Origin of the sequence: Fusobacterium sp. FSA-380-WT-3A (assembly GCF_012843705.1) — a bacterium.
Taxonomy (GTDB): domain Bacteria; phylum Fusobacteriota; class Fusobacteriia; order Fusobacteriales; family Fusobacteriaceae; genus Fusobacterium_B.
The window spans coordinates 1-15,817 of record NZ_JABAFQ010000013.1; the positions used below are offsets into that span (position 1 = coordinate 1).

At 25.9% G+C, this 15,817-nt stretch carries 17 protein-coding genes and 1 tRNA gene; 12 read left to right on the top strand and 6 right to left on the bottom strand.

The features are described 5' to 3' along the window. Nucleotides 1–86: 86 nt before the first annotated feature. From HF862_RS07760 to HF862_RS07780, 5 genes are all read right to left on the bottom strand, one after another. Nucleotides 87–857 (bottom strand): sulfite exporter TauE/SafE family protein, encoded by a 771-nt coding sequence (locus HF862_RS07760; protein ID WP_170187302.1) that lies wholly within the window; start codon nucleotides 855–857, stop codon nucleotides 87–89. 13 nt (nucleotides 858–870) lie between these two features. After that, nucleotides 871–1,506 (bottom strand): GntR family transcriptional regulator, encoded by a 636-nt coding sequence (locus tag HF862_RS07765; RefSeq protein ID WP_170187303.1) that lies wholly within the window; start codon nucleotides 1,504–1,506, stop codon nucleotides 871–873. A 117-nt stretch (nucleotides 1,507–1,623) separates the two neighbouring features. Then, a tRNA-Gln gene (locus HF862_RS07770) sits at nucleotides 1,624–1,698 on the bottom strand. Between the two features lie 49 nt (nucleotides 1,699–1,747). Then, on the bottom strand, nucleotides 1,748–2,569 hold the full coding sequence (locus HF862_RS07775; RefSeq protein ID WP_240934807.1) for an Mrp/NBP35 family ATP-binding protein: 822 nt from the start codon (nucleotides 2,567–2,569) through the stop codon (nucleotides 1,748–1,750). A 76-nt stretch (nucleotides 2,570–2,645) separates the two neighbouring features. Beyond that, nucleotides 2,646–3,995 carry a Na+/H+ antiporter NhaC family protein gene (locus tag HF862_RS07780; RefSeq protein ID WP_170187304.1) on the bottom strand — a complete coding sequence of 450 codons (1,350 nt, stop codon included), beginning with the start codon at nucleotides 3,993–3,995 and terminating at the stop codon, nucleotides 2,646–2,648. A 180-nt stretch (nucleotides 3,996–4,175) separates the two neighbouring features. On the opposite strand from HF862_RS07780, the gene prfA reads away from it, so the two are divergent. From prfA to HF862_RS07805, 5 genes are read left to right on the top strand one after another with little or no spacing between them, the layout of a single operon-like run. Beyond that, nucleotides 4,176–5,252 carry a peptide chain release factor 1 gene (gene prfA, locus HF862_RS07785; protein ID WP_170187305.1) on the top strand — a complete coding sequence of 359 codons (1,077 nt, stop codon included), beginning with the start codon at nucleotides 4,176–4,178 and terminating at the stop codon, nucleotides 5,250–5,252. Nucleotides 5,253–5,254: 2 nt separating this feature from the next. Then, on the top strand, nucleotides 5,255–6,379 hold the full coding sequence (gene prmC / locus HF862_RS07790) for a peptide chain release factor N(5)-glutamine methyltransferase (protein ID WP_170187306.1): 1,125 nt from the start codon (nucleotides 5,255–5,257) through the stop codon (nucleotides 6,377–6,379). Between the two features lies 1 nt (nucleotide 6,380). Beyond that, complete coding sequence (queA, locus tag HF862_RS07795) at nucleotides 6,381–7,412, top strand: tRNA preQ1(34) S-adenosylmethionine ribosyltransferase-isomerase QueA (protein WP_170187307.1); 1,032 nt, start codon at nucleotides 6,381–6,383, stop codon at nucleotides 7,410–7,412. 17 nt (nucleotides 7,413–7,429) lie between these two features. Next, the gene (gene rsmD, locus HF862_RS07800; protein WP_170187308.1) at nucleotides 7,430–7,981 is read left to right on the top strand and encodes a 16S rRNA (guanine(966)-N(2))-methyltransferase RsmD; all 552 of its coding nucleotides are present in this window, start codon (nucleotides 7,430–7,432) and stop codon (nucleotides 7,979–7,981) included. Between the two features lie 18 nt (nucleotides 7,982–7,999). Then, a complete protein-coding gene (locus HF862_RS07805; RefSeq protein WP_170187309.1) occupies nucleotides 8,000–8,446 on the top strand; it encodes a hypothetical protein in 447 nt (148 codons plus the stop codon). A gap of 63 nt (nucleotides 8,447–8,509) precedes the next feature. Here HF862_RS07805 and HF862_RS07810 read toward each other — a convergent pair whose 3' ends face one another. Further along, nucleotides 8,510–9,613, bottom strand: coding sequence for a linear amide C-N hydrolase (locus tag HF862_RS07810; protein ID WP_170187310.1), 1,104 nt, complete (start codon nucleotides 9,611–9,613; stop codon nucleotides 8,510–8,512). A 160-nt stretch (nucleotides 9,614–9,773) separates the two neighbouring features. Here HF862_RS07810 and HF862_RS07815 point away from each other — a divergent pair, with 160 nt between their 5' ends. The 7 genes from HF862_RS07815 (at nucleotide 9,774) to HF862_RS07845 (ending at nucleotide 15,811) form a co-directional block, all read left to right on the top strand. Further along, on the top strand, nucleotides 9,774–10,379 hold the full coding sequence (locus HF862_RS07815; protein ID WP_170187311.1) for a hypothetical protein: 606 nt from the start codon (nucleotides 9,774–9,776) through the stop codon (nucleotides 10,377–10,379). A gap of 37 nt (nucleotides 10,380–10,416) precedes the next feature. Further along, on the top strand, nucleotides 10,417–11,238 hold the full coding sequence (locus HF862_RS07820; protein ID WP_170187312.1) for a transketolase: 822 nt from the start codon (nucleotides 10,417–10,419) through the stop codon (nucleotides 11,236–11,238). A 39-nt stretch (nucleotides 11,239–11,277) separates the two neighbouring features. Further along, a complete protein-coding gene (locus tag HF862_RS07825; protein ID WP_170187313.1) occupies nucleotides 11,278–12,204 on the top strand; it encodes a transketolase family protein in 927 nt (308 codons plus the stop codon). Nucleotides 12,205–12,281: 77 nt separating this feature from the next. Next, on the top strand, nucleotides 12,282–13,100 hold the full coding sequence (locus HF862_RS07830; RefSeq protein ID WP_170187314.1) for a permease-like cell division protein FtsX: 819 nt from the start codon (nucleotides 12,282–12,284) through the stop codon (nucleotides 13,098–13,100). 3 nt (nucleotides 13,101–13,103) lie between these two features. Next, nucleotides 13,104–14,201, top strand: coding sequence for a murein hydrolase activator EnvC (locus HF862_RS07835; RefSeq protein ID WP_170187315.1), 1,098 nt, complete (start codon nucleotides 13,104–13,106; stop codon nucleotides 14,199–14,201). Nucleotides 14,202–14,218: 17 nt separating this feature from the next. Next, nucleotides 14,219–15,025, top strand: a complete 807-nt coding sequence (locus tag HF862_RS07840; RefSeq protein WP_170187316.1) for an NAD(+)/NADH kinase — start codon at nucleotides 14,219–14,221, stop codon at nucleotides 15,023–15,025. Beyond that, entirely contained in the window at nucleotides 15,026–15,811 is a 786-nt protein-coding gene (locus tag HF862_RS07845; protein ID WP_170187317.1) for a carbon-nitrogen hydrolase family protein, read from the top strand. Nucleotides 15,812–15,817: the final 6 nt, after the last annotated feature.

Genomic DNA, 15,817 nt, shown 5'->3' on the forward strand with positions numbered 1-15,817 from the left:
TGTTGTGGTGACTATATTATACAAAAAAGAGAGCTGAGTAAAACATTTTTTTTAAAATGTTACTCAGCTTTTTTTATGAAATATTCTTAAAAAAATTTCTCAATGATTATTTTTAAAAGTGTAATAGTAGTGACCCCAATGAAAAAAGGCTTTATAAGTTTACTACCTTTTTTTATAGCAAACTTAGTTCCAATTTGTCCTCCTAAAAACATAAAAAATCCTACTATAAAACCATAGATATAATTAACTCTTTCATAATAGATAAACATCATTAAACTAGAAAGGTTACTAACTAAATTTAAAATTTTTGCATTTCCACTAGAAAGAATAAAATCCATTCCATAAATTTTAATGAAAGCAAACAATAGGAAAGACCCACCACCAGGACCAAAAAAACCTATGTAAAAACCTATTATAAAAGATATGATAGACCCCAATATTGTAGATTTTAAAGTTGTTTTAGTAAAATTATTTTTTAATCCTATTTCTTTGTTAACAATAGTATAAATTAGTATTAAAATTAAAAGAAAAATAATAATAGGTTCTAAGAAATTTTCATCTATCTTATTAAGAATATAAACTCCTAAACATGCACCTATTAAATGAAAAGGAACTAAATATTTTAAGATATTAAAATTTAATTTTCCATGTCTAAAGAAACCAACACTACTACCTAAAGTGGATAAAGTAGCTGAAAATTTATGAGTTCCCATAACTAAATGTATAGGAAATCCAGCAGAAATATAAGCTGGAAGACTTATAAGTCCACCACCACCAGCTATGGCATCAACAAAAGAAGCTAAAAAACATAAAATAATTAAAATAATGAGATTTTCTATTGAGATATCAGAAAACATAAACTCACCTTATTTAAAATAAAATTTCTAAATAGTATTTATAAGATTTTTCTAAATGATTTCTAAATGCTTTAACAGATTCTTCTTTTTTACCAGATAAAATTAAATTAATAATTTCTATATGTTCTTTATTAGATTCAGCAATTCTCTCTTTACTTTTTTTATCAAAGGATAATCTTCTAACTCTAACTAAATGCTCAAAAGTTGTATTTAACATATTTTTAACAAAAATATTATCAACAGAATTAAAAATATATAAATGAAAATCATTATCTAATTTATCTCTTTCACTTTGGTCACAGTTTTCATAAGCTTCAAATCTACTTTTGAATAATTGTAATTTAACAGAAGAGAGATTAGAAAATGCAATTTCTAAAACAGCAGGTTCAAAGTGTATTCTCACTTCAAAAATATCATTTAAAAGATGTTCATCTACTTCTGTAACAAAAATCCCCTTACGAGGCATATTTTTTACCCACATTTCATTTTCTAATCTAGATAATGCTTCTCTAATAGGAGTTCTACTTATTTCTAAAAGTTCTCCTAATTTTTTTTCTTCTAAATATTCTCCAGGCTGAAAATCAAGATTAATAATTTTATTTTTTATAATATCATAAGCTTTTTCTTTTAAATTGACATAATTCCCCATAAAGAACTCCTTGTTAAGATAAAATATCGTTTTTTATAGTATACTCTTTTTATAAAAAACTATCAAGCTATAAAAAAACCTTTTAATCATTAAGATTAAAAGGTTTATAATTTAAATTGGCTGGGATGGCTGGATTCGAACCAACGCATAACGGAGTCAAAGTCCGTTGCCTTACCGCTTGGCGACATCCCAATTATTAAGCTATTTTAAATTATAGCAAAATAAAAATATATTGTCAATATTATTTTTGAGTTTTTTCTATTAATTTATTAACTATTTCTTCTAAAGCATCATGAGAGGCATTTTTTTCTTGAGAACCAATATATGGAATTCCAGAATCTCCTGCTATAACAATAGATGGATTCATAGGAACTTTTCCTAAAAATTCAACATTAAGTTCTTTAGCAGTTTTTTCTCCACCACCAGTTTTGAAAATATCTATTCTTTCTCCACAATGAGGACAAACAAATCCACTCATATTTTCAACTATTCCTAAAATAGGAAGATTTATAAGTTTTGAGAATTTTATAGATTTTCTTGAATCTAAAATAGATACATCTTGAGGAGTAGTAACAATAACACTACCATCAGCTTTTCCGATAGATTGAGCTATTGTTAAAGGTTCATCACCTGTTCCAGGAGGTAAGTCAACTACAAGATAATCTAATTCTCCCCATTGAACATCTCCTAAAAATTGATGTATAGCTCCTATTTTAGCTGGACCTCTCCAAATGATAGGGTCATCAGAAGAACCTATAAAGAAACTTAAAGAAATAACTTTTAAATTTCCATCAAGTAAAGAGATTGGAGCAAATGATGTGGCTTTAACTCCCTCTTTTCCTAACATAAGAGCTACGTTAGGTCCATGAATATCGGCATCTAAAATTCCAACTTTATATCCTTTTAGAGCTAGTCCATAAGCAATATTAGTAGATATAGTAGATTTTCCAACTCCACCTTTTCCACTCATAACAACTATTTTATGTTTTATTTTTTCCATATTATTTTTAACTTTTATATCAAGTTCGCTCATTTGTTTGTTATTGGCCATTAATTTTTTCATCCCCTTATTTAATTTTTATATCTAAGAAATTTTACTACTGAAAATATATATTGTCAAATATATTTTATTATGATTTTTATAAAGGTTTTTCTCTTTCAAAATCCCAAGGATATTTATTTGTGTAAAAATCAGCAAAAGGAATAAATATAGAAATAATTGTTAAAATAAATAAAAGTCCTTGATACCATAAAAATGGAAAGACATCAAAAAAGCTTATGGCTCCTCCAGTAAAACCGATTAATATTAACATTTGAGCTCCATAAGGAATAACTCCTTGAGCTACACAAGAGAATATATCTAAAATAGTAGCTGTTTTTCTAGGGTCAACCTTATATTTATAACTAATTTTTTTGGCAATAGGACCATTAATAATAATAGCAATAGTATTATTAGCAACAGCCATATCAATAACTCCAACTAAAACTCCTATTCCTAAAAGAGCTGATTTTTTTCCTTTGATAAAAGATTGGATTTTATCTATTAACCAATTTATTCCACCAGCATTTTTTACAAGTTGAGCTAATCCACCAGTAAGAAGGGAAAGTAAGAAAATTTCATTCATACTTATAAAACCACCATATATTTCATTAGCTAATTTTAAAATAGTAAATTCTCCATATATTAAACCAATAATTCCAGAACTAATAATTCCTAAAGTAAGAACTAAAAATACATTTATTCCTATTAGAGAAAGGACTAAAACTAAAATATAAGGTAAGATTTTAATGAAATTATATGTATAATTTTGAGCTTCAACTATAATTTCAGGTCTACCATAAATAATTAGTAATATAACAGTAATTATAGCACTAGGAGCAGCTATCATAATATTTACTCTAAATTTATCTCTCATATCAACCCCTTGAGTTCTAGTAGCAGCAATAGTTGTATCAGAAATAACAGATAAATTATCTCCAAATATTGCTCCACCTATTAAAGAGGCCATTACAAGAGCCATAGAAACTCCAGATTTTTCAGCTAAACCTACACCAATAGGACCAAGAGAAACAATAGCTCCTACAGAAGTTCCAGTAGCAGTAGAAATAAAAGCAGCAATAATAAAGATACCAGCAGCTATGTATTGTGGTGGGATAAAAGTAAGCCCAAAATTAACAGCTGAATCTACTCCACCCATAGCCTTTGAAACACTTGCAAAAGCTCCAGCCAAAAGATAAACAATACACATAATTAAAATATCTTCATTTCCACAACCTTTCAAAAAATTATCAAATTTGTCATTAAAATTTTCTTTTAATATAATAAAGGCAGATATTATTCCAATAAAAATTGCTACAGGAGAAGGAAGTTGATAAAAAGCCATGTCTACTCCTCTAAAATGAAGAAAAATACCTGTTCCAAGGTATATTAAAATAAATATCAGAAAAGGTACTAAACCTAAAAAGTTACTTTTTTCTTGTTCTTTCATATTAATGTCTCCTTATTAAAGTAAAAAAATAATAATCATTATATTATAAAACAAAATATAAATAAAAGTCAATTTTTCATTTATTAAAATAAAAAGAGTGTAATAAAAAATCTATGGAAATTAGATAATTTTTATGATATAATTTACAAGTTAAATATAAGAAAAAGTAAGGAGAAAAAAATGTTTGGAAAATTAGATGAAGTTGTAAAAAGACATGAAGAGTTAACAGCATTATTAGGAACTGTTGAAGTAGCTAGTGATACAAAAAAAATGATAGAGTATAATAAAGCTTTAAACGAAATAACTCCTATAGTTGAAAAATATAATGAGTATAAAACTTATAAAGAAGATTTAGATTTTATAAAAGAGAATATAAAATCAGAAAAAGACCCAGAAATGAAAGCTATGATGAATGAAGAAATGGCTGAACTAGAAAGTAAATTACCAGAATTAGAAAATGAATTAAGAATTTTACTTCTTCCAAAAGACCCTAATGATGAAAGAAACGTTATCATAGAAATTAGAGGTGGAGCAGGAGGAGATGAGGCTGCTCTATTTGCTGGAGACCTATATAGAATGTATACAAGATATGCTGAAAGAAAAAGATGGAAGATTGATGTAATAGAATTCCAAGAAATTGGAGTAGGTGGAGTAAAAGAGGTAGTATTTTCAATCAGTGGACAAGGAGCTTACTCTAAATTAAAATATGAATCTGGAGTTCATAGAGTACAAAGAGTTCCTGAAACAGAAGCTGCTGGAAGAGTTCACACTTCAACAGCAACAGTTGCTGTATTACCAGAAGTAGATGAAATAGAGCAAATTCAAAGTATTAACCCTTCAGAACTAAAAATAGATACTTATAGGTCTGGTGGAGCAGGAGGACAACATGTTAATATGACAGACTCAGCTGTTAGAATTACTCATTTACCTACAGGAATAGTAGTACAATGTCAAGATGAAAGGTCTCAATTAAAAAATAGAGAAAAAGCAATGAAACACTTACTTTCAAAATTATATGAGATGGAATGTGAAAAACAAAGATCTCAAGTTGAAAATGAAAGAAAGTTACAAGTAGGTAGTGGAGCTAGATCTGAAAAAATAAGAACATATAATTTCCCTCAAGGAAGAATAACAGACCATAGAATAAAATATACTGTTTATCAATTAGAAGCTTTCTTAGATGGAGATTTAGAAGAAATGATAGATGCCCTAACAACATTTGACCAAGCTGAAAAGTTAAAAAATATTGCGGGGTAATTATGAAATTATTAGAAATAATAAACTTTTCGAAGGAGTATTTGGAAAAATACTCCTTTTCAAAATCTAGGGTAGAAAGTGAAAAATTAATTTCATATGTTCTTCAAATGGAAAGAGTAAATCTTTATTCAAATTTTGAAATGGAACTTACAGAAGATGAAAAAACAAAAATAAAATCTTTTTTAAAAGAAATGGCTAGAAAAAGAAAAACTTTTGATGAAATATTAAAAGGTAGAAAAGAAATAGAAAAAAATGAAATAGAAATTTCTAAAAATTATAAAAATGAAAATATTGAAATTTTAAGTAAGTCTATTCAATATTTAAAAAAATTTGGTGTAGAAAATGCTAGAATAGATACTGAATATATTTTTGCATATGTTTTAAATGTTAAAAGAAATTCTCTTATGTTAAATTTTAATAGAGAGATAACAAAAGATGAGAGAGAAAAAATAAAAGAATTTTTAATAAGAAGAGGAAAAAGAAGAGAGCCACTTCAATATATATTAAAAGAGTGGGAATTTTATGGATTGCCTTTTATAGTAGATGAAAGAGTACTTATCCCAAGACCAGATACTGAAATATTAGTTGAAGAGTGCAAATTTTTGTTAGAAGAGGTTGAAAGTCCAAAAATTTTAGATATAGGAACAGGAAGTGGAGCAATAGCTATTACTTTAGCTAAATTATTTCCTAATTCCAAAGTAATAGGTGTAGATATAAGTTCAGAAGCTTTAGAAATTGCTAATAAAAATAAAGAATTAAATAATATCAATAATGTAGAATTTATTTTATCAGATGTTTTTGAAAAAATATTAGAAAAAGATTTTGATTTAATAGTTTCTAATCCACCTTATATTTCAATAGATGAATATAGAGAATTAATGCCAGAAGTAAAAAATTATGAACCTAGATTAGCTTTAACTGACAATGGAGATGGGTATTATTTTTATAAAAAAATATCAAAAGAAGCTTTTGAATATTTAAAGAAAGGTGGATATCTAGCTTTTGAAATTGGGTATAATCAAGGAGAAGAAGTAAGTAAATTAATGAAAAAAGATGGTTATGATGTAAAAGGTGTAATTAGAGATTATGGAGATAACCAAAGAGTAGTGGTAGGTAGAAAGGAGTAAAATGTCTACATTATTAAAAGATTATGATTATAATTTACCAGCACATTTAATAGGACAACATCCTACAGAGCCAAGAGACCATTCAAGATTAATGGCTGTCAATAAGAAAACAATGACTACAGAGGATAAACATTTTTATAATATAATAGATTATCTTAATGAGGGAGATGTTTTAGTAAGAAATTCTACAAAAGTTATTCCAGCTAGATTAATTGGAAGAAAAGAAACAGGAGCTGTTTTAGAAATCTTTTTACTAAAAAGGCAAAATTTAGATACTTGGGAATGTTTAATAGGCCATGCTAAAAAATTAAAATTAAATCAAAAAGTGTATATAGGTGAAAATAATGAGCTTATAGGTGAATTATTAGAAATAAAAGATGATGGAAATAGAATAATAAAATTTCATTATGAAGGGGTATTTGAAGAAGTTTTAGATAAGTTAGGAGAAATGCCTTTACCACCATATATAGTTGAAAAATTAGAAGACCAAAGTAGATATCAAACTGTATATGCTAAAAGAGGAGAGTCTGTAGCTGCTCCTACAGCTGGACTTCATTTTACAAAAGAATTATTAGAAAAAATAAAAAATAAGGGAATTACAATAGTAGATATTTATTTGGAAGTTGGATTGGGAACTTTTAGACCTGTTCAAGTAGAAGATGTATTACAACATAAAATGCATACAGAAAAATTTGAAATTCCTAAGGAAGCTTGTGAAATTATAAATAAAGCTAAGAAAGAGGGAAGAAGAATAGTAGCTGTGGGAACTACTACAGTTAGGGCTTTAGAATCAGCAGTTAATGAAAATGGAGAATTAATAGAAGAAGTAGCAGATACAGATATATTTATTTATCCTGGATATAAATTTAAAATGATAGATGCTCTTATTACTAATTTTCATCTTCCAAAATCAACTTTATTAATGTTAGTTTCAGCTTTTAGTTCTAGAGAATTTATGTTAAAAGTATATAAAGAAGCAGTTGAAAAAGAATATCATTTCTTTAGTTTTGGAGATGCAATGTTTATATATTAATTATAGGAGGTAGATTTTTGAAAATAATAGCAGGAGAGGCAAAAGGAAGAAAATTAAAAAGTAGAAAAGGAACAGACACAAGACCAACATTAGCTAATGTAAAAGAATCTTTATTTTCTATAATTCAAAATTATATAGAGGGATGTAGATTTTTAGATTTATTTAGTGGCACAGGAAATATTGCTTTAGAAGCTTTGAGTAGAGGAGCTGAAAAAGCAGTTATGATAGAAAAAGACCCAGAAGCCTTGAAAATTATAATAGAAAATATAAATGATTTAGGTTTTGAAAATAGATGTAGAGCTTATAAAAATGATGTAATAAGAGCTATTGAAATATTAGGGAAAAAGAATGAGAAATTTGATATAATATTTATGGACCCTCCATATAAAGAGGAACTTTGTAGAAAAGTTTTGAAAGCTATAAGAAAGGCTGATATAATAGAAAAAAATGGACTTATTATTTGTGAACATCATATATTTGAAGATTTAACAGCTGATGAAGAGGGATTTAAGTTTACTGATAGAAGACTTTACAATAAAAAAGCTATATCTTTTTTTGTAAATGAATAAAAAGAGAAGGAGGAAGTTATGAAAAAAATAGTACTTTTAGTATTTTTTATTTTAGAAATTTTTTCTTATGCCAGTAACAAAATTACAACTGTTGACGAAGGATTTCTTATTAATAATTATGAAAAAACAAAAAAATATAACTTCCTTTTAGAAGAGAAAAAAAGATATTTAGAAGAAAAATATTCTTTAAATTTTAATGATAATGTAGAAGAACTTCGGAAAAATGAAGAATATCTAGAATATGAAAAATTAAGAGAAGAATATGTGAGAGAAATAAAATCAGATGTAGAATGGGTAATGTTTTTAACTTGTGAAGAAGAATTTTTATTTGATAAAAGATTGGTTTTATTTGGAAAAACTAAAGATATAAGTAAAAAAACTTTAAAAAATTTAAATAAAATTTATAAATTTGAAAATCAATTTAAAAATTTTGATAAAAACAAAAACCTAGAAACATTGGTATAATAAAAAAGACTATTACAATTTTGTAGTAGTCTTTTTTTATAAAAATAAATATTTTGATAGAATTTATTGAATGTTTATTTCTAAAATATTTTCTTGTTTATTTGTATCCATATCTAAAGCTTGATATTTTACTTTTTCAAAATCAATTTTTTTTAAGTCAATCTTTCTTATTTGACTGTTGTACATAGTCTTATAATAAAATTCTTTATTATTCAAATCACTTACAGCAGTCCATTGTGTAGCACTAATAACATCCTTTGGAATATGATTTTTGTATTCTTTAGGAAATTCAGCTTCAATAGGAATATCAAAATTATTTAAAATATGAAATGCTTTATTTACAGCAAGTTGTGAATTTTCTGGATTTCCAACTGAATTTAAATAGAAAAATGCTCTTATAAATCTTGAAGGAGGAGTTATATCTCCAGGTAAACCTAAAGCACCTGTTCCAGCTCCGAAAGAAAATATTTTTTCTTCATTAAATTCAAAAGAAGGGGCATTCCCAGTATAAAGATTAATATAATTATTTAGATTTTTTATATGCCAAGGATAATCTGGAGAATTTGTTAAAACGCCCACTTTATTTTCATATATTTTAATTTCTCCATTATTGATAATTTCAATAACAATATTTTTTCCAAAAGAATCAGATACTCTCCAATGTGCAGTAGGTAGAGGATTTCCCTTCTCATCAAATCCAATATTAACTATTTTTATATTTTTTAATCCATCAATAACTTCATCTACAGAAGAAAAATTTGAAAGTATCCAACCAACTAATTCTACATCAGCAATAGATTTGTTAGAATACTTTTGATTGTATCTTTCTAAGCTTCCATAGTGAGGAAAATAAAATAAACCAGCATTCAATCCTTTTTCATTAATTCCTTCTCCAATAAATTTATCTAAGACTACAGTAGCACCAACAAAACCATATTTAGAATTCCATTTAAGTCCATTTTCTTTTCCATCTGGAGTAAGAGAAATATATTCTTTTCCTCTAGGAGAAATAACAATTTTACTATTAAGATTACTTTCACCATATTCTATGGTTCTTCCTTGAATAAAATTTTTGTCTTGAGTTTTTATACTAATTCCTGTACAACCAAAAGAAAATAGTGATATACAAAAAAATATTCCAACAATAGATAATAAAAAATTTAACATATTTCCTCCTCTTTAAATATTAGTTATAACAATTTTTAGACTTGTATAATTAAAATAAGGTTTATTTTTTATATATTTTATAATTTCTAAAATAAAGTGATGATTTTTTTTAAAAAATATAGTAAAATATATTTAGAAACATTGTTGTATAGGTGATACTGTGGAAAAATTATTACATTCAATTGATATAATTGCTTTATATAAAATAATAATTATGTTTATAGCTTTTAATGTAGGAATAAAATTTCCTGATTGGGATTTTCAATTAAATTTGAAACATAGAAATATAATAACACATAGTCCAATTATTTTATTAATATTTTTACAATTTTATCAACTTGATAAGAGTGAGTTTCTTAGAGTTTTTATAAGTAGTTTTTCAATGGCAATGGCAGTACATTTTATTTTTGATATTTTTCCAAAAGGTTGGTCAAGAGGTGCTTTATTACACGTTCCAATTTTAAAATTAGAGCTTAGTCCAAATATATCAAAACTTAGTTTTTTTATTTTTATAATAATATCTATGTTTATATGTTTAAATACTACTGAAAATTTTGAAGAATACATAGTTCTTGGAATTTTTTCAATGATAAAAATAATAAGAGATATAAAAAGAGAAGGAAAAATAATTAGACCTTTTCTATTATTTTTGTTGTTTTTTTGTTTATTAGGTAGTATGAAATATAAAGAATTTGAGAGGAAAATGATTAAAAGTAGCTCAATTTTAGTTAAAAAAATTGACAAAATAAGTAAAAAAATAATATAATAAATATATTATTAATATTGAAAGGGGTAAATTTTAAATGAAGGATATTAATCTTTTATCAACAAAAGCTAATGAAATCAGAAAAGATATTGTTACTATGATTACAGAAGCTAAATCTGGACATCCAGGAGGGTCTTTATCAGCAACTGATATTTTAACAACATTATATTTCTATGAAATGAATGTTGACCCAAAAAATTTAAAAATGGAAAATAGAGACAGATTTGTTTTATCAAAAGGACATGCAGCTCCAGCTCTATATTCTGTGTTAGCAGAGAGAGGATATTTTGATAAAGAAATTCTAAAAACTCTTAGAAAATATGGTTCTATTTTACAAGGACATCCTGATATGAAAAAAGTTCCAGGAGTAGAAATTTCTACAGGTTCATTAGGACAAGGATTATCTGTAGCTAATGGAATGGCATTAAATTCTAAAATTTATAATATAGATTATAGAGTTTATGTATTAATGGGAGATGGAGAAACTCAAGAAGGACAAATTTGGGAAGCAGCTATGACAGCCTCTCATTACAAATTAGATAACTTATGTGCTTTCATTGATTGTAACAATCTTCAAATAGATGGAAATGTTGATAAAGTGATGAACATAGAGCCAATTTCTGATAAATGGAGAGCATTTGGTTGGCATGTAATTGAGATAGATGGACATAATTTTGAACAAATTATAGGTGCTCTTGATGAGGCAAAAACAGTAAAAGGAAAGCCAACTTTAATTGTAGCAAGAACAGTAAAAGGAAAAGGAGTTTCATTTATGGAAAATGTTTGTGGTTTCCATGGAGTAGCTCCAACAAAAGAAGAGTGTGAAAAAGCTTTAGAAGAATTATCTTGTAATGATTAGTAAAAATAAATTGAGTTTATATTATTTGGAGGAAAAAGAATGATAAAAAAAGCAACGAGAGAAGCTTATGGAGAAGCTTTAGTTGAACTTGGAAAAATAAATAAAGATGTAGTAGTTTTAGATGCTGACCTTTCTGGGTCAACAAAAACTAGTATGTTTAAAAAAGTATTTCCAGAAAGACATATTAATGTAGGAATAGCTGAAGCTGATTTAATAGGTACAGCTGCTGGTTTAGCTACATGTGGAAAAGTGGTTTTTGCTTCAACATTTGCTATGTTTGAGGCTGGACGTGCTTTTGAGCAAATTAGAAATACAGTAGCATATCCAAAATTAAATGTAAAAATAGCTCCAACTCATGCTGGAATTTCTGTAGGAGAAGATGGAGGTTCACATCAATCTATAGAAGACATTGCTTTAATGAGAAGCATTCCAGGAATGGTAGTATTATCACCAGCTGATGCTACAGAAACTAAAAAAATGATTTTTGCAGCAGCTGAATATGAAGGACCTGTATATATTAGAATGGGAAGATTAGGAGTTCCTGTAATATTTGATGAAAATTATGATTTTCAAATAGGAGTAGCTAATACTTTAAAAGACGGAAAAGATGTAACAATAGCAGCTACAGGATTATTAACTTATGAAGCTTTAAAAGCAGCTGAAGAGCTAGAAAAAGAGGGAATTTCAGTAAGAGTAATTAATGTAGGAACAATAAAACCACTTGATGGAGAAACTATTTTAAAAGCAGCTCAAGAAACTAAATTTATAGTTACAGCTGAAGAACATTCTGTAATTGGTGGATTAGGTTCAGCTATATCAGAATTTTTATCAGAAGTACATCCAACTAAAATAAAAAAAGTTGGAATTTATGATAAATTTGGACAAAGTGGAACTGGAAATGAACTTTTAGAGAAATATGAGTTAACTTCAGAAAAACTTATTTCTGTAATAAAAGAGAATTTATAATTTTTATTATAGAGGCAAGATATTTATATTTTGCCTCTATATTATTATTTTATAGAATTTTATGAGGATGGTAACATATGCAAAAAGAATCTAGACAACTATATATATCTCTTGAAATGATTAAGGTATTTTTAAGTATTATTTTTGCTACTATAATTTACAATTTTTTTATTTCTGGAATATTAAATACAAATAGCCAAATAAATAGTTTAAGAAATATTGATTTTATATCAGCAGAATTACAAAATAATTTAACTAAAGAACAAAAAAAAGAGTTGGAAATAAAATTACTTAATGTTCCTGAAATAAAAAAAGTAACCTATGTTAATAGTTATATAGCCTTTCAAAATTTACAAAAGGATTTAGGAATAGTACTTCCAAAAGGAGATAATCCACTTTCTGATTCTTTAAGAATATATGTAAAAAGTATAAATAATATTCAAAAAATTCAAGAAATATTAGATTCTACTCAAGAGATTAAAGAATATTTCTTAGATACTACATATTCAGATAATGTAAATAAAAAAATAAAGTTTTTTGAAGTTTTATTAACAGGATTTACTTTAGGAGCAATTTCTTTAATATTTGTAATAGTAACAATTGCTTCGTTACAATTTAAAATTGATTATGTAGGTTCCCTTATTAATAATGGATATCATAAAAATCTTTTATTAGCTACAAAACAAATAAATTTATTACCATGTAGTTTGGCAATATTAATAGGGTTGATGTTTTTTTCAAATGTATATACATTATGTAGAAATTGGTTTATAGTAAATGATATATCTTCTTCACTGTTAACTTTACTTCAAATAGCACCAGTACAAATAATAGCAAACATTATTTTAATTGTGCTTATTTGGTTGATTCCTGTGAAAGAAAGATGGGAGAATTAATAAATGAAAAAAATATTTTTATTAATATATATATTAATTTTTTCTATTGGATATTCTAATACTAAGGTTAGTATGACAGATAAACTTAAAAAAATTGATATAGAAATAAATAATAAAAAGCAAGAGATAAAAAATATTGATACTAAAAAGAAATCTTTAGAGGAACAAATAGAAGATTTAAGAGTAGATATTTTAAAATTAAATGGAGAAAAAAGTAAGTTAGAAGAAGAGATAACTGCAACAGAAAAAAAGATTGATTACAGTAATATAAATTTTAATTATAGTCAAAAAGAGTTAGAGAGAAAAAAAGCTGAATTTAGTGCCAAAATCATAGCTTGGAATAGAAGAAAGAACAATAATCTTTCTTTTGAAGAAGAGGTAATGTTGAAAAAACAATTTGGAAAAATTCTTTATGATGATGTAAAGAAAATTAATCATATTTCAAAAGTAAAAAAAGATATTGCTCTAGTTAGTTATGATATAGAAGAGGAAAAGAAAAAGTTAAGTGGACTAAAAAATAGTTTAAATAAAAAAATTAGAGATATAGGTAGTAAAGAAAAAGAAAAAAATACTCTTATAGCTAAATTAAACTCTGAAAGAAATAAACATGTAACAACTCTTACAAGTTTAGAAAAAGAGAAAGAACGTATACAAAAAGAAATAGAAAAAATATTACAAGCACAAGTGTCTACAGGAAAAAAAGTAGATTATAGTATAGCCATTAAAGGTATAGGAAAAGGAGTAAATCCTTTACCAAATGGAAAAGTGGTTGTTAAATTTAAAGAAAATAAAACAAAGAATATAGTAAGTAATGGAGTTGAAATTTTAGATAAATTAGGTTCTCCAGTAAAGGCTACACATGGTGGAAAAGTTATATATGCTGGAAAAATACAAGGACTTGGAAAAGTTATAATGATAAACTATGGATATAATACAATAGGGGTTTATGGAAACTTAATTTCTACTAAGGTAAAATTAAATGAAACAGTAAAACAAGGAGAAAATATAGGAGTTTTAGGTTTTGCAATGGATGGAAAACCTGTTCTTTATTATGAAGTTAGACTAAATCTTAAACCTATAAATCCAATAAATGTATTATAGATTTTAGGAGAAAAGTTATGGGAGAAAAATGTGTTATTTTTTATAATTCAAATAAAGCTAAAGCAGTGGAAATTTATACTGAGTTAAAAAAATTTTTAAAAGAAAGAGGAGTAACTTTATTATTGCCTAATGAAATAGAGGAAGCTACTTTTTCTATTGTTATAGGTGGAGATGGAACTTTGCTTAGAGCATCTAAAGAAATTATAAAAAAAGATAATATTCCTGTTATTGCAATAAATGCTGGAAGTCTAGGTTTTTTAACTGAAATAAAAGAAATTGAAGCAAGAAAAATATGTGAAAACTATTTAAATAAAGATTATGAAATATGTAAAAGAGGTTTATTGGAATTAAAAATAAATAATGATGTTTACAATGTTTTAAATGAAATAGTTATTTCAACAGGAAGATTGGATAAAAAATTAATGTCTGTAGATATTTTTACAGATAGAGGAAAGGTAAATACCTATATAGGAGATGGAGTTATAATAGCTTCTCCTACTGGTTCAACTGCTTATTCTTTGTCAGCTGGTGGGCCAATAGTGTCATATAGATTAGATGCTTTTATAATAACTCCTATTTCTCCACATAATTTGTCAACTAGAACAATAATTTTATCTTCTGATGAAATAATTAAAGCTAAAGTTAATTATAGTGATATAAATAATTTCTTGATGATAGATGGTGATTTTATTAAGAAGCTAACTATGGAAGACGATATTGAAATAAAATATTCAAATAAAAAATTAAATTTAGTTTTACCAAAAGATAGAAATTATTACTCTGTATTGAAAGAAAAATTAAAATGGGGGGATAATCTATTTTAAATGAAAGTAGGGTTTATACAATTTGATGTTAAAAAGAATTTTGAAATAAATTTTAATATCATAGAGAAGCATTTAGAAAATTTAAAATGTGATTTAATTGTGTTGCCAGAATTAGCTTTAAGTGGTTATCTCTTTAAAGATAAGGAAGAATTAAAAAGCAAGGGAATAATTATTGAAAAAAGTCAAGAAATAGAAAAAATAAAAAAATTATCTGAAAAATTTCAATGTATTATGATTTTAGGGATAGTAGAGAGATTAGAAGATAAATTTTATAATACAGCAATAATTATTTCAAAAGGAAAATATATAGGAAAATATCAAAAAATACACCTTTCTGATTTTGAAAAAAATTTTTTTGAAAGTGGAAAAGAAAATAAAGTTTTTGATGTTGATGGAGTAAAAATTGGAGTTCAAATCTGTTTTGATTTATGGTTTTCTGAAATTTCAAGGGAACAAATAAGAGAAAGAGCAGATATATTAGTTGTGCTTGGAAATTTTGGTGGTGAAACGACTGCTAATATTTTGCCAATTCGAGCCATAGAAAATTTGACTCCAATTATTCTATGTAATAGAGTAGGAGAAGAAAATATAATTTTTAATTCAGAATCTATAAATACCTTTTTTATAGGGAAAAGTATGGTTGTAGATAGAAATGGAAAAGTTTTAATAGAACCAAAAGAAAAAATAGAAATAAGTGAAGTAGTAGATATAAAATTAAAAAAAGAAAAATCTAATATAATTTGTAAAAATTTTTTTGAAGAGATTGATTTTCATTATAATAAATAGAGAGTA